The organism is Pseudomonas sp. TE12508, from assembly GCF_056279485.1.
The window spans coordinates 1-17,382 of the sequence record NZ_JBWCCN010000011.1 but is presented as its reverse complement, the minus strand read 5'-3'; the positions used below and the strand labels follow the sequence as shown (position 1 = coordinate 17,382).

Sequence of the window (17,382 nt, the reverse complement as noted above, 5' to 3'; positions counted from 1 at the left end):
GGGAGGCCGAGCATGGCGCTCGGGTTTCCGTTACAATGCGCCACCGTGCCGACCACTGAGTCGGAAAGTTCAGCCGAGGTGCTCCATGGATATCATCGAAACGATTAAAGAGCAGATTGCCAACAACACCATTCTGCTTTACATGAAAGGCTCGCCGAATGCCCCACAGTGTGGGTTCTCCGCGAAAGCCGCACAGGCTGTAATGGCCTGTGGCGAAAAGTTTGCCTATGTGGACATCCTGCAGAACCCGGAAATCCGCGCCAACCTGCCAAAGTACGCCAACTGGCCAACCTTCCCGCAACTGTGGGTCGGCGGTGAACTGGTTGGTGGTAGCGACATCATGACCGAAATGGCTGCCGACGGTTCGTTGCAAGCGACGATCAAAGCCGCTGTTGAAGCTGCTGCGGCCAACAAGACCGACGCCTGATTCGGTACTTGGAGTGGGCGGTGTGGCGAGGGAGCTTGCTCCCGCTGGGTCGCAAAGCGGCCCCAAAATCCTTACAGTCGATGAAGGTTTTGTGAGTGCTACGCACTCAAGCGGGAGCAAGCTCCCTCGCCACAGGGATCGCCGCCCGCTCGCTCCAACAAGAGCGTGCCTGTGTAAACAATATTCAGGACAAGACCGCGCACACAAAAAAGCCCCGCCTCTATAAAAGAGAGCGGGGCTTTTTATTGCATCGCGATTAGCGGCGTAGCATTTACTCTTCGCCCATCTGCGACTGCAGATAGTTCTCAAGACCGACTTTATCGATCAGGCCCAGTTGGGTTTCCAGCCAGTCGATATGTTCTTCTTCGGATTCAAGAATGTCTTCGAGCAGTTCACGGCTACCGAAGTCGCCGACAGTTTCGCAGTGAGCGATAGCGACTTTCAGATCGGCATGGCCGTCGCGTTCGATCTTCAAGTCACACTCAAGCATTTCCTTGGTGTGTTCGCCGATGTTCAGCTTGCCCAGGTCCTGGACGTTCGGCAGGCCTTCAAGGAACAGGATGCGCTTGATCAGCTTGTCGGCGTGCTTCATCTCGTCGATGGATTCGTGGTACTCGTGCTTGCCGAGCTTGTTCAGGCCCCAATCTTCGTACATGCGTGCATGCAAAAAGTATTGATTGATCGCGACCAGCTCATTGGCAAGGATCTTGTTGAGATGCTGGATGACTGTAATGTCGCCTTTCATGATGGGGTCCTGCCCTGTATTAGCTGTCTATAAGGCAGAGTTTGAGCCGCGTAATTAAGAGTGTCAAACCTAAGTTATTGAAACTTAAATGAAAATTAATCGGAATAAGAATGTTTGTGTTCCGCGTCTAGCGCCTAAGCGGTTGATTTTCAGACATAAAAAAACCGGACATCAAGTCCGGTTCTTTGAAATACGGTAATTATGCGGCGGTAAATTCTGCGGGGTAGGGGATCGACGCCTGGGCCGATTGCAGTTTGCCCAGGGTTTCGCGGACCACTTCCTTGGCAAGGCAGGCGCATTTACCGCATTGGCTGGCAACGCCGGTGGCCTGACGGACTTCCCGGTAGCTGCAGCAACCTTCATAGATTGCATCGCGGATTTGACCGTCGGTGACGCCAGTGCAGAGGCAGACATACATAAGTGAAAACCGTCGCTGGTTGTGACTCAATTGCGATGGATCTTAATGTTAACGAGAATGATTGTCAAAGTGGTTTCTGAAAGGTTTTCATCATAAGGGCATGTGACTGACGAACGGTTTCTTCTCACGTTGTCAGGAGAAAAATATAGCAGCGGTCTTTTTACCTTCCAGGAAAAAAACCATTAAGGCGCTAAGGACAGGTGAAAAACGCGGTGTATGATGGTCGGCCTTTTGCGAAGCAGGTTTGTGTCACAGGGCTGTCGCCACGAGGGTGGCAGGCTGGCATGAACCCTGTTCTTCAACGTTATTACACCAGGAGATATCCAATGAGCGTACTCGTAGGCAAACAAGCCCCTGACTTCACCGTACCGGCCGTACTCGGCAATGGCGAAATCGTAGACAGCTTCACCCTGTCCTCGGCCATCAAAGGCAAATACGGCCTGGTGTTCTTCTACCCACTGGACTTCACCTTCGTTTGCCCGTCCGAGCTGATCGCTCTGGACAACCGCATGTCTGATTTCAAGGCACGCAACGTGGAAGTGGTAGCCGTTTCGATCGACTCGCACTTCACCCACAACGCCTGGCGCAACACCCCGGTCAACAATGGTGGCATCGGCGAAGTTCGCTACACCATGGCGGCCGACCTGAAGCACGAAATCGCCAAGGCCTACGACGTTGAGTCCGAAGGCGGCGTGGCTTTCCGTGGCGCGTTCCTGATCGACGACAAAGGCGTTGTCCGCTCGCAGATCATCAACGACCTGCCGCTGGGCCGTAACATCGAAGAGCTGATCCGTCTGGTCGACGCTCTGCAATTCCACGAAGAGCACGGCGAAGTTTGCCCTGCCAACTGGAAAAAAGGCGACAAAGGCATGACCGCTTCCACCGAAGGTGTTGCGGCTTACCTGACCGAGAACGCTGCTGCGCTGTAAGGCACGTTCGAGGCATAAAAAAACCGGCTGCCAAGGCCGGTTTTTTTATGGGCGGGATAAACCCAGGCTGTTCACTTGTGGCGAGGGAGCTTGCTCCCGCTGGGCAGCGAAGCGGCCCCACTCTCTTTCTGAAAGAATGGGACTGCTGCGCAGTCCGACGGGAGCAAGCTCCCTCGCCACAGGTTTGCGTCTCGAGAGATCAGTGATGGATCAGTCGTTGTAATCTTCCCAGCCGCCCATTTGTTTCCAGCGATTGACGATGCCGCAGAACAGCTCGGCAGTCTTCTCGGTGTCGTAGCGAGCCGAATGAGCCTCGCGACCGTCGAAGTCGATATCGGCTGCCTGACAGGCCTTGGCCAATACGGTTTGACCGTAGGCCAGACCTGCGAGGGTCGCGGTATCGAAGCTGGAAAATGGATGAAACGGGTTACGTTTCATGTCCAGGCGTGCGACAGCGGCGTTGAGGAAGCCCAGATCAAAGCTGCTGTTGTGCCCGACCAGAATCGCCCGTTTGCAGCCGTTGGCTTTCAAGGCCTTGCGGATGCCGCGGAAAATATCAGTCAGGGCTGCTTCTTCACTCACGGCCATGCGCAACGGGTGATCGAGCTTGATCCCGGTGAACTCCAGAGCGGCCGCTTCGATGTTCGCGCCTTCAAATGGCTCGACGCGGAAGAAGTAGGTGTGATCGGGATACACAAAGCCCTTTTCGTCCATGGCGATGGTGGTCGCCGCAATTTCCAGCAGGGCATCGGTGGCCGAATTGAAGCCACCGGTTTCTACGTCGACGACAACCGGCAGGTAACCACGGAATCTGGCAGCCATTGGATGACGAGGACCACCTCCGTTGCCTTGACCGTCCTGTTCGTCGTCGAAATGGTCTTCACTCACGCGTGTTCCTCCAGCAGGCGCCAGCGCAGTTTTTCACCGGCGCGCAGCGGGATTACAGTCAGCTCGCCAAACGGCAGGCTGGTTGGGGCGGTCCACTCATCGCGGACCAGGGTGATGCGATCGGTGTTCACCGGCAGGCCGTAGAAGCGCGGGCCGTTGAGGCTGGCGAAGGCTTCGAGCTTGTCCAGCGCGTTGCGCTGTTCAAAGGCTTCGGCATACATCTCGATTGCGGCATAAGCGGTGTAGCAACCGGCACAGCCGCAAGCCGCTTCTTTGGCGTGCTGGGCATGGGGCGCCGAGTCGGTGCCGAGGAAGAACTTGTCGCTGCCACTGGTGGCGGCGTCGAGCAGGGCTTCCTGGTGAGTATTGCGCTTGAGGATCGGCAGGCAATAGAAGTGCGGCCGAATCCCGCCCACCAGCATGTGGTTGCGGTTGTACAGCAGGTGATGCGCGGTGATGGTAGCGCCGACGTTGGCCGAAGCCTCGTTGACGAACTGCACGGCGTCAGCGGTGGTGATGTGTTCGAACACCACTTTGAGGGTCGGAAAACGCTCGACCACTCGACGCATGTGCTCGTCGATGAAGATTTTTTCGCGATCGAAAACGTCGACATCGCCACGGGTGACTTCACCGTGAACCAACAAGGGCATCCCGACGTCGGCCATGGCCTCGAGTGCAGGGAAAATCTTGTCGATGCTGGTGACGCCAGAGTCCGAGTTGGTGGTCGCGCCGGCCGGGTACAACTTGGCGGCGTGAATGAAACCGCTGGCCTTGGCCTCACGAATTTCTTCGGGCTGGGTGCGGTCGGTCAGGTACAGAACCATCAGCGGTTCGAAACGGCTGCCGGCCGGACGCGCGGCGAGAATCCGCTGGCGATAGCCATTGGCTTCAGCCGCGTTGCGCACCGGTGGTACCAGGTTGGGCATGATAATGGCGCGACCAAAGGTGCGCGCGACATCCGCGACGGTATTGGTCAACACAGCACCATCGCGAAGATGAATATGCCAGTCGTCGGGACGCAGCAGGGTCAGGCGGTCGGACATGAGGGGATTCCAGGCGGGTCGAACTCAGGGGAATGCTACCGGAAAAGACTCTTGCAGGCACTCGCTATCAAGTTTTGCGGCAACCTTCCGATACCCAACAGGTATGCCGTAAATGTGTGTGTCGGTCTTTTTGTTGCACAAGCCAGTGGAGCCTCCCGTGCGCCAGCGTTATTTAGCTTTGCTCAGTGTGTTTGCCAGCCTTCCTGCGATGGCGCTCACTTTCCAGACCCGTCTGGAGAGCATCGAGTGGACGGTCGAAGGTGACAAGTTCGAATGCCGCCTGACTCAACCCATCACCGATTTCGGCTCGGGAGAGTTCGTGCGTCGTGCCGGCGAACAGGCGACATTTCGCTTGAAGGCCTACAACTCGATGATCGGTGGCGGTTCCGCGACCTTGCTGGCGGCCGCTGCGCCATGGCAGCCGGGGCGTGGCGACATCAACCTGGGCTCGGTACGAATCGGCAGTGGCAACGTGCTGTTCAACAGCTCGCAAGTTCAGGCCGGGCGCCTGATCAACGGGTTGATGGACGGTCGCAGCCCGGTGGTTCGACACTCCTCGGGAGACGGTCGAGTGTCTGAAGTCCGTCTGCTGCCGGTCAAATTCAGCAAGGCCTACAGTGACTACCAGGGGTGCGTGGCCAAGTTGCTGCCGCAGAATTTCGAGCAGGTGAAGCAATCCGAAGTCGGCTTTCCGGGGGAGGGCATCGATCTAGACGCCCAAGCCAAGGCCCATTTGCAGGTCATGCTGGAATTCATGAAAGCCGATCCGACGGTCAACCACATTGAGCTCGACGGCCATTCCGACAACAGCGGCAACCGCCTGACCAACCGCGAACTATCACGACGCAGGGCGCTGGCCGTGATGGATTTCTTCAAGGCCAATGGTATCCAGGAATCGCAGATCACCCTGCGTTTTCACGGTGAGCGCTATCCTCTGGCACCGAACAACAATGCCGCCAATCGAGCGAAGAACCGCCGGGTTGCCGTACGTCTTGAACGGGTAGCGCCGACCGAGCAACCGGCGCCTCCAGCCACTGCTTCCGCGGGCAGCGCGAAGACCTCCTGAACCCGCTGAAATCGTCGCTCGCTCGACATAATCTGTCGCTTCGTCGTCATAAGCTGTCGCGCCTCTGTAAATTATTCTGCATGAGCGGTAGACTTGACGGCTTTCCGTAGAACCCCGTGGAGTGATGGCATGGCGGACGTAAACAAGGTCGTTCTGGCGTATTCCGGCGGCCTGGACACTTCGGTGATCCTCAAGTGGCTGCAGGATACTTATAACTGTGAAGTAGTGACCTTCACCGCTGACCTGGGTCAGGGCGAAGAGGTCGAACCGGCCCGCGCCAAGGCACAGGCCATGGGCGTAAAAGAAATCTACATCGACGATCTGCGCGAAGAATTCGTGCGCGATTTCGTGTTCCCGATGTTCCGCGCCAACACCGTTTATGAAGGCGAGTACCTGCTGGGTACTTCCATCGCTCGTCCGTTGATCGCCAAGCGCTTGATCGAAATCGCCAACGAAACCGGCGCTGACGCCATTTCCCACGGCGCGACCGGCAAGGGCAACGACCAGGTTCGTTTCGAACTGGGCGCCTATGCTTTGAAGCCAGGTGTGAAAGTGATCGCTCCGTGGCGCGAATGGGACCTGCTCTCCCGTGAAAAGCTGATGGATTACGCTGAAAAGCACAACATCCCGATCGAGCGTCACGGCAAGAAAAAATCCCCGTACTCGATGGATGCCAACCTGCTGCACATCTCCTATGAAGGCGGCGTGCTGGAAGACACCTGGACCGAGCACGAAGAAGACATGTGGCGTTGGACCGTCTCCCCGGAGAAGGCTCCTGATAAAGCGCAGTACCTGGAACTGACCTACCGCAACGGCGACATCGTCGCACTGGACGGCGTCGAAATGACCCCGGCCACCGTGCTGGCGACCTTGAACCGGATCGGTGGCGAACACGGTATCGGCCGTCTGGACATCGTCGAAAACCGCTACGTCGGCATGAAGTCCCGCGGCTGCTACGAGACCCCGGGCGGCACCATCATGCTGCGCGCTCACCGCGCGATCGAATCGATCACTCTGGACCGCGAAGTGGCTCACCTCAAAGACGAGCTGATGCCTAAATACGCCAGCCTGATCTACACCGGTTACTGGTGGAGCCCTGAGCGTCTGATGCTGCAACAGATGATCGATGCTTCCCAGGCCCACGTGAACGGCGTAGTGCGCCTGAAACTGTACAAGGGCAATGTGATCGTCACCGGCCGCAAGTCCGACGAGTCGTTGTTCGACGCCAACATCGCGACCTTCGAGGAAGATGGCGGCGCCTACAACCAGGCCGACGCGGCGGGCTTCATCAAGCTCAACGCCCTGCGTATGCGTATCGCGGCGAACAAGGGCCGCAAGCTTTTCTGAGGCCTTTGAGTCGGTAATGAATTTGTGGCCTTGTTGATGACAAGGCCACAAATTTGAAAGAGGGGCTGCTGCATATAACGTTTCGCTTTCTTCTTGTTTCCGCTGACCGTTCCTTCTGCTTCCTGTCCTTGATCTGCTTCAAGGGCTGCCTTTCTGATGTGCGACAGTTCAATACCTAGCCCATAATCGTCACGCCCTGTGAGCTCAAATTGTAAGAAATACAGAACGTTGCGCTGTTGCGTTTCTTCATGTGTTTCCAATGTTTGAGCGTGTTTGCCTTCAGCAATTTATCCGAATCGGTACACGTGAGAAATACGATCACTTGTGCGGGATTGTCCGCAGGGTACTGAATGCTCTCCATCAAGGCGCTGAACGCCATTTTTTTGTGTATCCACCGTGCATCGACGATGTGCAGATCCTTTAGGGGGGCAGGCAGGTTTACATGGTGCTGGGTCGAGTTTTCGGGCGCTACGCTGGATGGGCTGTTACTCGGATGATGAACGTTCTCCATGGCTTTTATGAAATGCTTTCCCTTCACAAAATCGGAGGGCGCGTAAAGCGATCGATAGTTGAAGTTGAGAGTAACGAAGAAAAGAAAAAGCAAATAAAAGGGAAAACTGATCAGGAACCACACATAGAGCTCCCTCTCCTCATTGTCGAGAAAGGGTAGGGATACGGCGGCCGATGTTTCAGACAGTGCTGCAAATATGGCAATAATTGTCATGGGGTTGGTGATTCTTTTTTTGAGTTTTATCATATTGTATGCTCATTGAATATTGTCTTTTCTCGATTGGTTTATGGTTGTAATAACTAATATCAGGTTGTTCTGCTGTTGTATTGAACTGTTTTTATTAGCGTGGTGAGGTTGTTATAGTAGCTGTATTGTTGCGGGTTCGGGTATGGCTGTTTAATTGTTTTGATGGCGCTATGTTATTGGTCAAGTGTTACGGTGTGTGAGCTTTTTCGATTGTTGAGCCAGATTGCGCAAGAAGGTACTGGAAAATACCCGTTACTTTTAAGGGTAGCTCAATAGTCGGCGCATCGTGGATTAATGCGTCGACACTGTTTTTTGTCGTTTTTTGGTTGTAAGTCGATACAAAAAAACTGCCGAGGCACTGAACAATAGTAGGTCAGTAAAATCTCTGCTTCTTCGTATGGCAATGATTTTTTGTAGGAATAATCCGTGTTGTTTGTAGGCCATGTCTCTCGCTGCGAGTGGCCGAGGGTGACGGCGTGCCATGGGTGAAACGACTAGGCTATGGTGCGGGCTCTAAAAATTCGAACAGCGAAAATTGGACTTGCCCATGAATAAAGTGCTGATCGTGGATGATCACCCCGTCATTCGTCTTGCGGTACGTATGCTAATGGAACGTCATGGCTACGAAGTCATTGCAGAAACAGATAATGGTGTGGACGCATTACAACTTGCCCGTGATCTTATGCCGGATATTGTCATACTGGATATTGGAATACCGAAACTGGATGGGTTGGAAGTTATCGCGCGCCTGACATCAACGGCGATGCCTCTTAAAGTACTGATATTGACATCCCAGGCGCCAGGGCATTTTTCCATGCGTTGCATGCAATCGGGTGCCGCCGGATATGTTTGCAAACAGCAGGATCTCACTGAGTTGCTCAGTGCAATAAAAGCCGTGCTGTCAGGCTACAGCTACTTTCCTAATCAGGCTCTGCATACCGTGCGTTCCAGTCTTGGGAACGCCAGTGAGGCTGATATGGTGGATCGTTTGTCCGGGCGAGAGATGATGGTCTTGCAACAATTGGCCCGAGGAAAGACAAACAAGGAGATCGCCGACGGAATGTTCCTCAGCAATAAAACCGTTAGTACTTATAAGACTCGTCTTCTGTTAAAGCTCAATGCTCGCTCACTGGTCGACCTGATTGAATTGGCCCAGCGCAACGGCCTGGTATGAAGCTGCCAGCATTTGGCGCGATGAACAGGTGTTTGTCAGGGGGCGGCACTTAGTAAAAAGCCTCCGTTTCGGGAGGCTTTTAAGTGTCATAAGTCAAAATCGTAATCGGCCAATTGCTTCTGCAGTCGGCGCTCCTCCAGCAGGTTGTCGATGGTGCGGCGTTTGCTCAGGTTGGTCTTTGCCACTTCCACTACCGGCTCTGCGTCATCGGCCTCAACGGGGGTGAAGTCGTCTTCTACGTCCAATTGCTCTTTGCCAGTGCTCATAAGGTTAACTCCAGGCTAAGGCTGCCCTTTGGCGCTCCTTATATCGACAATTTCCCGGCGGGTAAAAAAGATTTTTTCAATCGATCAATCAAAAAAACTAATAGAGCCTCAATCGTCCGAGGTCTTTTGCTTGTATTCGCACAAATCCTCGATCCGGCAACTGCCACAACGCGGCTTGCGGGCCAGGCAAACGTAGCGGCCATGAAGAATCAGCCAGTGATGGGCGTCGAGCAGATATTCCTTGGGCACGAACTTCATCAGTTTTTGCTCCACCTCGACCACGTTCTTGCCCGGAGCAATGCCGGTACGATTACTGACCCGGAAAATGTGAGTGTCCACGGCCATGGTCAGCTGACGAAAGGCGGTATTGAGCACCACGTTGGCGGTCTTGCGACCGACACCGGGTAAAGCCTCCAGCGCCTCGCGAGTCTGCGGTACTTCACCTCCATGGCGCTCCACCAGCAAGCGACAGGTTTCGATCACGTTTTTCGCTTTGCTGTTAAACAGGCCGATGGTCTTGATGTACTCCGACAGCCCTTCGACGCCCAAGGCATGGATCGCCGCTGGCGTATTGGCCACCGGGAACAGTTTGGCGGTGGCCTTGTTCACGCCGACATCGGTCGATTGCGCCGAGAGAATCACGGCGATCAACAATTCGAACGGTGAGGAGTAGGCCAGTTCGGTCTTCGGTTCAGGGTTGTCTTCGTGAAACCTGCGGAAAATTTCAAGACGTTTTGCGGCATTCATGGGCGATGCGTTTCCTCGAAGGCGGTCAATGTGATGCCGCCGGGCGGCGGGTCCAGGCTTGATGTGCGGCGATCAATAGTCCCAGCAGAATAAACCCGCCAGGGGCCAGTGTGGCCAGATGCAGGCCACCGTCGACGATCAGCGTCCAGCCTTGCCAGTCCGGTTGCGTGGCACCGGCCATCCAGGAAAGATGGCTACCGAGTGTTCCGTTGCCGATAAGCTCACGCAGCAGACCCAAGCCCACCATCAAGGCGCCGAACAAGCCACACAGACGCAGTCGAACACGCGGTGGGCTGTGGAAAAAACCGTTGTGTTCCAGCACAACGCATTGCAGGGCGATCAATCCTGCGTAGAAACCCAGCTGCTGGTGCCATTGGAGCGACCAGGCTTGCATGGCGAGTTCCGCGCAACTGGTCAGCGTGGCGGCCAGCAGGAGGCATGCCAGCAAATGTGTTGTCGGCATCAGTCGCGAGCGCAAAACGCCCATGCTTAAACCATAAGCACTGAATACCAGAGCAAACATCAGCCACAGGCCCAGGGCCGTTACCAATGAATCCGTAACGCCGATCAACGGCGTAAGCATCAGCGAGTTTTGCAGGGTCGATGACTTATTCATGGGCGCTGCTCCCGATCAGCGGTTGCCGGTGTTCGTCGAAGTAGCGTAACGCGTCATGGGTGGCATTGATCACCGCTCTTGAGGTGATGGTCGCGCCCGCAATCTGATCGAATTGCCCTTGGTCCTTTTTCAAGGCCCAGCCATTGTCATCGGGGTCGGTTAGAGACTTGCGGGTAAACACCTCAAGCCAGGCATTGGGCCAGTCGGCGAGCTTGCCGCCCAGCCCTGGGGTTTCCGATTGCTTGAGGGTTTTGACCCCCACTAACTTGCCTTGGCGGTCGATGGCGATCAGCAATTCGATGGAGCCGGCGTAGCCCAGAGTCTGGCTGCGCAGCAACACGGCGCTCGGTTGGCCGGCCTTGGAAGCCAGATAGCCACCCAGCAGTGTGCTGTTGGCCAAGCGAGTGTTTTCGACGCTGAGGGATTGTTCCAGTGGCTGATTGTCGTAGCTGTCGGGCGGTAGCAGATCCAGTAACCGGCGGCTGTCGATCAGGCGTTGTTCGGCGGCAATGCGCGCGGCACTGGTGTGCTGCACGAGGTAAGTCGCGCCCATCCCCAGGCCCGCCAGCACTACCAGAATCACAACGCTCGTCGCTCGGTTCATGGGGCAACCTGTTCCTGTCTGGACGCCGCAAACCGTTCCAGCGCCGGTACACAGAGGTTCATCAGCAGAACCGCAAAGGCCACGCCGTCCGGATACCCGCCCCACGTCCGAATCAGATAAGTCAGCAATCCCACGCCTGCGCCGAACAGTAATCGGGCCATGGGGTTTTTCGCGCCGGATATCGGTTCCGTCACGATGAAGAAGGCACCGAGCATGCTCGCGCCGGTGAGCAGATGAAACAGTGGCGAGCCATGAGAGTCGGAGCCCGTACCGTTCCAACACAACAGGCTGATGATGAACAGGCTGGCGAGCATGCCGACCGGGGCATGCCAGCTGAACACCCGCCGCTGCAGCAGAAACGCACCGCCCGCCAGAAACGCCAGGTTGACCCATTCCACGCCTCGGCCGCCGAAACGGCCGAATGCCGGATTGCCGGCGAACAGTTCTTCCATGGTCAGGCTTTTGTTGATTCGCAGACTGTCCAGCGCCGTGGCCTGAGCCCACGCATCGGGTGTCTGGCCGAAGCTGAAGCCGAACACCTGTTGCAGCCCACCGAACAAATCCATGCCATGGGACGCCGGCCAATGGGTCATTGGCTGGGGAAACATCACCAGGACCATCGCGAAACCGAGCATCGCCGGATTGAACGGATTCTTGCCGACACCGCCATACAAGTGCTTGCCGAAAAACAGTCCGAACGCCGCAGCACTGACCGTCAACCACCACGGGCAGTAAGGCGGCAAGGCCAGCGCCAGCAGCGTCGCGCTGACCAACGCACTGCCGTCGCTCAACGTCGGTTTTACCGGTTGCTTGCGCAGCTGCAACACCGCCGCTTCAACGGCCAACGCTGTTGCCGCTGTCAGAATCAGGTTGATCAATACGCCCCAGCCATACAGCCAGAACAACATCAGCATCCCCGGCGCGGTGGCCAGCAATACCAGCTTCATGGCCTGTTGAAGGCGTTCGTCCACCGATTCAAGGGGCGGCATAGGCATCCACCTGACGCTCGGCTTCGCTGAGCGCATGTTGCAACGCTTCAATCTGTTCGGCCGGCGCCTCGCTTGTTTGAGCTTTCTTGAGTTCGGCGCGGCGCATGGCCAGCTGGATCTTTGCCCGTTTCAGCTCGGCATCTTTTGCCGGGGCAGGTGGTGCAGAGACCGGCGGTGCGCTGCTCTCCAGTTGCGCCAGCGCCTGTTCGGCGGCTTCGAACTGCTGTTGCAGCACGATCAGTTGCGATTGCTGTTCGAAGGTCGGCGGATGCCCGAAGGCCTTGAGCGACTTGTTCAGCTGCGCCCGGCTCATCGCCAGATCGACCTTGGCCTTTTTCAGCGCAGCATCGGCATTGTCGGTCTTCTGTGCGCGGACGCGCTCGAGCGCGGCCTGAACCGGGTCGAGCGTCACTTCGCTGTGCTGCACGGCGCGTTGGGCGCGGGCCTGGCGTTCGGCGAGCTTCTGTTCCTCTTCGCGATGCAAACGGGCATTGCGCTGTTCGAATCGGCGTCGCGCGTGATTGCGTTTGGCGGCCCGGGCCTGTTGTTCCTCCAGGCTGAACGCCAGCCCGCCGACAATCGGCAGCACCGTGGCCAACGGTAACGGATGCATCTCGATGCAATCCACCGGGCAGGGCGCCACGCAGAGGTCGCAACCGGTGCATTCGTCGACGATGACCGTGTGCATGAATTTCGCCGCGCCGACAATGGCGTCGACCGGGCAGGCCTGGATGCACTTGGTGCAGCCGATGCATTCGGCTTCACGGATGTAAGCGATCTGCGCTGGTGCCGAACCGCGACTGACGTCCAGTTCCAGCACCGGCACTTTCAGCAGGTCGGCCAGGGCCGCGATGGTTTCGCTGCCGCCCGGTGGGCACTTGTTGATCGGCTCGCCGCTGGCGATACCTTCGGCGTAGGGTTTACATCCGGGGTGACCACACTTGCCGCATTGAGTCTGCGGCAAGAGGGCGTCGATGCGTTGAATCAGACTCATGTTTTGATCAGCCCGCTGAATCCGAGAAAAATCACCGCGATCAATCCGGCGCCGATCAATTCGATCGGCAGGCCGCGAAAGGGCAGGGGGATATCGTTGTCGAGTGTGCGCTGGCGCAAGTCGCTGAACAGACTCAGCACCAGCCAGAAACCCAGTCCGGCGCCAAGGCTCAGGGCTATGGCGTGGAAAATTCCCTTGTCTTCTTGAGCGTTGAGCAGCGTCAGCCCAAGCACCCCGGCATTCCCCAGCAGCAGGGGCCAGAGGCCATCAAATGAAAGCTTCGCCAATAACCGTGAAAGCAGCTTCAGCAGGGGGGCGATCAGCAGAACGCTCAACGGCAGGAACACGAACAGACGCAGCGACGTCAGCCCCAATGGCACTAATAGCCAGTGGTAGAGCGCATAGCCAAGTGCGCCGACGATCAGCATCAGACACGTTGTCGCGATGCCCAGCGCATGGACCTGTGGCCGCTCGCTGCCCAGCACCGGATCGACGCCCAGCGGCCAGTGCAACACGAGGTTGTTGATCAGGGCAGCGCTGATAAGCGTAAGAAGCAGTTCGGTCATGATCGGTCTACCTGAAGCGTCCGTGTCCACACATCGTTGGGCTGCTGGGTAAATCTGTAGGCGCTGCCGCAGGCTGCGACAGCTCCTACAAGGTGAGGCAGGAGTTGAGAGATAGTATGGGCCAGACATGAAAAACCCACAGTCATGCCAGGCACGACTGTGGGATCGGTCCAGCGGATCGAGCCTTACTTGATGCGTTGACCCGGCTTGGCGCCGCTGTCGGGGCTCAGCAGGTAGATTTCTTCACCGCCAGGGCCTGCCGCCATCACCATGCCTTCAGAGATCCCGAATTTCATTTTGCGGGGCTTGAGGTTGGCGATCATCATGGTCAGGCGACCATTGAGCTTGGACGGGTCCGGGTAAGCGCTCTTGATCCCGGAGAACACGTTGCGTTGCTCGTCACCGATGTCCAGGGTCAGGCGCAGCAATTTGTCGGCACCTTCCACGGCTTCGGCCTTGACGATCAGCGCAACGCGCAGGTCTACAGCGGCAAAGGTGTCGAACTCGATCTCTGGCGACAGCGGATCCTTGGCCAGTTCACCGTTGCCGGCGGGCGCAGCTTCGCCGGTGTCGGTTGCGCTGGCGGTCAGGTCTTCTTTCGAGGCGTCGGTCATGGCTTGTACTTTTACCGGGTCGATGCGGGTCATCAACGGTTTGAACTCGTTCAGCTGATGGTTGCTGAGCAAGGTCGCGTGATCGTTCCAGGTCAGCGGGGCGACGTTCAGGAACGCCTCGGCATCGGCGGCCAGCAGCGGCAGTACCGGTTTGAGGAAAATCACCAGTTGGCGGAACAGGTTGATGCCCAAGGCGCAAATAGCCTGGACTTCATCCTGCTTGCCTTCCTGTTTGTTCAGCGACCACGGTGCCTTGTCGGCGATCCAGGCGTTGGCGCGGTCGGCCAGGCCCATGATTTCGCGCATGGCACGTGCGAAGTCGCGAGCCTCATAGGCATCGGCAATGCTTGGCGCTGCGGCCAGGAAAGCGTCGGTCAGTTCCGGCGCGGCGTTGCCGGCTACCAGTACACCAGCATTACCTTTATGAATGAAACCGGCGCAACGGCTGGCGATGTTGACGACTTTGCCGACCAGGTCGGAGTTGACCTTCTGCACGAAGTCTTCGAGGTTCAGGTCCAGGTCATCGACGCCACGGCCCAGCTTGGCGGCGTAGTAGTAGCGCAGGTATTCCGGCGACAGGTGATCCAGGTAAGTCCGCGCCTTGACGAACGTGCCGCGGGACTTGGACATCTTCTGGCCGTTGACGGTCAGGTAGCCGTGTACGTTGATGCCGGTCGGTTTGCGGAAACCGGCGCCTTCAAGCATGGCTGGCCAGAACAGGGCGTGGAAGTTGACGATGTCCTTGCCGATGAAATGGTACAGCTCGGCGGTGGAATCCTTGCCCCAGAACGCGTCGAAGTCCAGGTCCGGACGGCGGGCGCAGAGGTTCTTGAAGCTGGCCATGTAGCCGATTGGCGCATCCAGCCACACGTAGAAATATTTGCCCGGCTCGTCGGGAATCTCGAAGCCGAAGTACGGCGCATCGCGGGAAATGTCCCACTGTTGCAGGCCGGCATCCAGCCACTCGGCGATCTTGTTGGCCACGGCCTCTTGCAACGTGCCACTGCGGGTCCAGGCTTGCAGCATTTCCTGGAAGTCCGGCAGCTTGAAGAAGAAGTGCTGGGAATCCTTGAGCACCGGGGTGGCGCCGGAGATGGCCGATTTCGGATCCTTCAGATCGGTCGGCGCGTAGGTCGCGCCGCATTTTTCGCAGTTGTCGCCGTACTGGTCTTCGGTGCCGCATTTCGGGCAGGTGCCCTTGATGAAGCGGTCGGCCAGGAACATTTTCTTTTCCGGGTCGAAGTACTGAGTGATCGAGCGCGTGGCGATGTGCCCGGCGTCGCGCAGCTTCAGGTAGATCTGGCTCGACAGCTCACGGTTTTCTTCGGCGTGAGTGGAGTGGAAGTTGTCGAAGTCCACCAGGAACTCGGCAAAGTCGGCGCTGTGTTCAGCCTGGACGTTGGCGATCAGTTGTTCCGGGGTGATGCCTTCCTTTTCCGCGCGCAACATGATGGCCGAACCGTGGGCGTCGTCGGCGCAGACATAAATGCATTGATTACCGCGATGCTTCTGGAAGCGCACCCACATATCGGTCTGGATGTATTCCAGCATATGGCCGAGGTGGATCGAACCATTGGCATAGGGCAGGGCGCTGGTGACGAGGATCTTGCGTGGCTCGGACATGGGGCTCGGCTACTTGATGAAACGGAGGTCGGCCACTATAAAGCGCCGGCGCATATTTTTCACCCCTGCGACCTGAAGGCTTATTGTTGCAAAAGAGCTTTTGTGGCGAGGGGGCTTGCCCCCGTTGGGTGGCCAAGCCGCCCCCCGAACCAGCGACCGCGATTTGACAGATACTCCGCATTCTCCAGTATTGCGACTGCTACGCAGCCGAACGGGGGCAAGCCCCCTCGCCACAGGTAAGCTCTCTGGCCGCAGTAATCTGTTCGCCACAAATGTGTGTCCGGCGTACGATACCCGCCTGATTTTCCAGTCTTGCTATCGGAGTTGCCCATGAGCGCCGTCAATCGCGCAGCGGTGGAAGCCGTCCTTCGCCAATACACCGACCCTTACCTGAACCAGGACCCGGTCAGCGCCGGGTGCGTGCGCAGCATCGACATCCAGGGTGATCGCGTCAGCGTCCAGCTGGAGCTGGGCTATGCCGCCGGTTTGTTCAAAAGCGGCTGGGCGCAGTTGTTGCAACTGGCCATCGAAGGCCTGGACGGCGTCGTCACCGCGCGCGTCGAGATCACCAGTGTGATTGCCGCGCACAAGGCCCAGGCACAGATCCCGGGGTTGGCCAACGTCAAGAACGTCGTGGCCGTAGCGTCCGGCAAGGGTGGCGTGGGCAAGTCCACCACGGCTGCCAACCTGGCCCTCGCGCTGGCCCGTGAAGGCGCCAAAGTCGGGATTCTCGACGCGGATATCTACGGTCCGAGCCAGGGCATCATGTTCGGCATCCCTGAAGGTACCCGACCAAAGGTCAAGGATCAGAAGTGGTTCATTCCTATTGAGTCCCATGGTGTCGAAGTGATGTCCATGGCGTTCCTGACCGACGACAACACGCCGATGGTCTGGCGCGGGCCGATGGTGTCCGGCGCCTTGTTGCAACTGGTCACGCAAACGGCCTGGGGCGATCTGGATTACCTGGTCATCGACATGCCGCCAGGCACCGGCGATATCCAGTTGACCCTGGCGCAGAAAGTCCCGGTGGCCGGCGCGGTGATCGTGACCACCCCGCAGGATCTGGCATTGCTGGACGCGCGCAAAGGCGTGGAGATGTTCCGCAAGGTCAACATCCCGGTGCTGGGCGTGGTGGAAAACATGGCCGTGCACATCTGTTCCAACTGCGGGCATGCCGAGCATCTGTTCGGTGAGGGTGGCGGTGTGAAGCTGGCCAACCAGTACGGTGTCGAACTGTTGGCTTCGTTGCCACTGTCGATGCTGATCCGCGAACAGGCCGATGGCGGCAAGCCAACGGTGATCGCCGAGCCGGACAGCCAGATCGCGATGGTTTACCAGGAACTGGCCCGCCATGTCGGCGCGCGGATTGTGTTGCAGGAAGCGGCGACGCCAGCGATGCCGAACATTACCGTCAGCGACGATTGATTCGCTGAAAAGATCGCAGCCTCGCTTCGCTCGACAGCTCCTACATGGATAGGTGTACAACAGTAGGGGGGGGGGCGCGGACAGGGGGGGGCGGGCGGTTTTAGTGGGGTTATAACCCCACCCCCCCCCCCCAATAAGAAAACC

The 17,382-nt window shown here is 57.6% G+C and carries 19 protein-coding genes; 6 read left to right on the top strand and 13 right to left on the bottom strand.

The genetic code is table 11. The annotated features are described in order from the left end of the window. The first annotated feature begins 85 nt into the window (after nt 1–85). Nucleotides 86–427, top strand: coding sequence for a Grx4 family monothiol glutaredoxin (gene grxD / locus ACZ9IM_RS16250; RefSeq protein WP_007898513.1), 342 nt, complete (start codon nt 86–88; stop codon nt 425–427). Between the two features lie 271 nt (nt 428–698). Here the strand turns inward: grxD and bfr are convergent, their stop codons facing one another. After that, nucleotides 699–1,172 carry a bacterioferritin gene (gene bfr, locus ACZ9IM_RS16245; protein WP_123500680.1) on the bottom strand — a complete coding sequence of 158 codons (474 nt, stop codon included), beginning with the start codon at nt 1,170–1,172 and terminating at the stop codon, nt 699–701. A gap of 199 nt (nt 1,173–1,371) precedes the next feature. Further along, the gene (locus tag ACZ9IM_RS16240) at nt 1,372–1,590 is read right to left on the bottom strand and encodes a bacterioferritin-associated ferredoxin (RefSeq protein ID WP_123500682.1); all 219 of its coding nucleotides are present in this window, start codon (nt 1,588–1,590) and stop codon (nt 1,372–1,374) included. A 326-nt stretch (nt 1,591–1,916) separates the two neighbouring features. Here ACZ9IM_RS16240 and ACZ9IM_RS16235 point away from each other — a divergent pair, with 326 nt between their 5' ends. Then, complete coding sequence (locus tag ACZ9IM_RS16235; RefSeq protein ID WP_007898510.1) at nt 1,917–2,519, top strand: peroxiredoxin; 603 nt, start codon at nt 1,917–1,919, stop codon at nt 2,517–2,519. Nucleotides 2,520–2,729: 210 nt separating this feature from the next. Here ACZ9IM_RS16235 and rnt read toward each other — a convergent pair whose 3' ends face one another. Beyond that, nucleotides 2,730–3,407: a ribonuclease T gene (gene rnt / locus ACZ9IM_RS16230; protein WP_008069497.1), complete on the bottom strand. Its 678-nt coding sequence runs from the start codon at nt 3,405–3,407 to the stop codon at nt 2,730–2,732. After that, the gene (gene pyrC, locus ACZ9IM_RS16225) at nt 3,404–4,450 is read right to left on the bottom strand and encodes a dihydroorotase (protein ID WP_427622969.1); all 1,047 of its coding nucleotides are present in this window, start codon (nt 4,448–4,450) and stop codon (nt 3,404–3,406) included. Before pyrC ends, rnt begins: the two co-directional genes overlap by 4 nt. 157 nt (nt 4,451–4,607) lie before the next feature. Here pyrC and ACZ9IM_RS16220 point away from each other — a divergent pair, with 157 nt between their 5' ends. Both ACZ9IM_RS16220 and ACZ9IM_RS16215 read left to right on the top strand, forming a co-directional pair. Beyond that, nucleotides 4,608–5,516 (top strand): flagellar protein MotY, encoded by a 909-nt coding sequence (locus tag ACZ9IM_RS16220; protein WP_427622968.1) that lies wholly within the window; start codon nt 4,608–4,610, stop codon nt 5,514–5,516. 129 nt (nt 5,517–5,645) lie between these two features. Then, nucleotides 5,646–6,863 carry an argininosuccinate synthase gene (locus tag ACZ9IM_RS16215; protein ID WP_008009296.1) on the top strand — a complete coding sequence of 406 codons (1,218 nt, stop codon included), beginning with the start codon at nt 5,646–5,648 and terminating at the stop codon, nt 6,861–6,863. A 175-nt stretch (nt 6,864–7,038) separates the two neighbouring features. Here ACZ9IM_RS16215 and ACZ9IM_RS16210 read toward each other — a convergent pair whose 3' ends face one another. Beyond that, a complete protein-coding gene (locus ACZ9IM_RS16210) occupies nt 7,039–7,620 on the bottom strand; it encodes a hypothetical protein (protein ID WP_476224463.1) in 582 nt (193 codons plus the stop codon). 547 nt (nt 7,621–8,167) lie between these two features. Between ACZ9IM_RS16210 and ACZ9IM_RS16205 the strand changes: the two genes are divergently transcribed. Beyond that, nucleotides 8,168–8,794, top strand: a complete 627-nt coding sequence (locus ACZ9IM_RS16205) for a response regulator transcription factor (RefSeq protein WP_008069501.1) — start codon at nt 8,168–8,170, stop codon at nt 8,792–8,794. 86 nt (nt 8,795–8,880) lie between these two features. On the opposite strand, the gene ACZ9IM_RS16200 is transcribed toward ACZ9IM_RS16205, so the two are convergent. From ACZ9IM_RS16200 to metG, 8 genes are all read right to left on the bottom strand, one after another. Further along, nucleotides 8,881–9,060 (bottom strand): PA3496 family putative envelope integrity protein, encoded by a 180-nt coding sequence (locus ACZ9IM_RS16200; protein WP_007898493.1) that lies wholly within the window; start codon nt 9,058–9,060, stop codon nt 8,881–8,883. Between the two features lie 108 nt (nt 9,061–9,168). After that, nucleotides 9,169–9,807, bottom strand: coding sequence for an endonuclease III (gene nth, locus ACZ9IM_RS16195; protein WP_007938911.1), 639 nt, complete (start codon nt 9,805–9,807; stop codon nt 9,169–9,171). A gap of 25 nt (nt 9,808–9,832) precedes the next feature. Continuing rightward, nucleotides 9,833–10,423, bottom strand: coding sequence for an Rnf-Nqr domain containing protein (locus tag ACZ9IM_RS16190; RefSeq protein ID WP_476224462.1), 591 nt, complete (start codon nt 10,421–10,423; stop codon nt 9,833–9,835). After that, nucleotides 10,416–11,027, bottom strand: coding sequence for an RnfABCDGE type electron transport complex subunit G (locus ACZ9IM_RS16185; RefSeq protein ID WP_427622965.1), 612 nt, complete (start codon nt 11,025–11,027; stop codon nt 10,416–10,418). Before ACZ9IM_RS16185 ends, ACZ9IM_RS16190 begins: the two co-directional genes overlap by 8 nt. Further along, on the bottom strand, nt 11,024–12,016 hold the full coding sequence (locus ACZ9IM_RS16180; RefSeq protein WP_476224461.1) for an RnfABCDGE type electron transport complex subunit D: 993 nt from the start codon (nt 12,014–12,016) through the stop codon (nt 11,024–11,026). The genes ACZ9IM_RS16185 and ACZ9IM_RS16180 overlap by 4 nt, the downstream gene beginning before the upstream one ends. Beyond that, nucleotides 12,003–13,010, bottom strand: coding sequence for an electron transport complex subunit RsxB (rsxB, locus tag ACZ9IM_RS16175; protein ID WP_427622963.1), 1,008 nt, complete (start codon nt 13,008–13,010; stop codon nt 12,003–12,005). The genes ACZ9IM_RS16180 and rsxB overlap by 14 nt, the downstream gene beginning before the upstream one ends. Next, nucleotides 13,007–13,576, bottom strand: coding sequence for an Rnf-Nqr domain containing protein (locus ACZ9IM_RS16170; RefSeq protein ID WP_427622962.1), 570 nt, complete (start codon nt 13,574–13,576; stop codon nt 13,007–13,009). The genes rsxB and ACZ9IM_RS16170 overlap by 4 nt, the downstream gene beginning before the upstream one ends. A gap of 185 nt (nt 13,577–13,761) precedes the next feature. Continuing rightward, the gene (gene metG, locus ACZ9IM_RS16165) at nt 13,762–15,813 is read right to left on the bottom strand and encodes a methionine--tRNA ligase (RefSeq protein WP_008069514.1); all 2,052 of its coding nucleotides are present in this window, start codon (nt 15,811–15,813) and stop codon (nt 13,762–13,764) included. Nucleotides 15,814–16,143: 330 nt separating this feature from the next. On the opposite strand from metG, the gene apbC reads away from it, so the two are divergent. Beyond that, complete coding sequence (gene apbC / locus ACZ9IM_RS16160) at nt 16,144–17,238, top strand: iron-sulfur cluster carrier protein ApbC (RefSeq protein ID WP_008069516.1); 1,095 nt, start codon at nt 16,144–16,146, stop codon at nt 17,236–17,238. Nucleotides 17,239–17,382 lie beyond the last annotated feature (144 nt).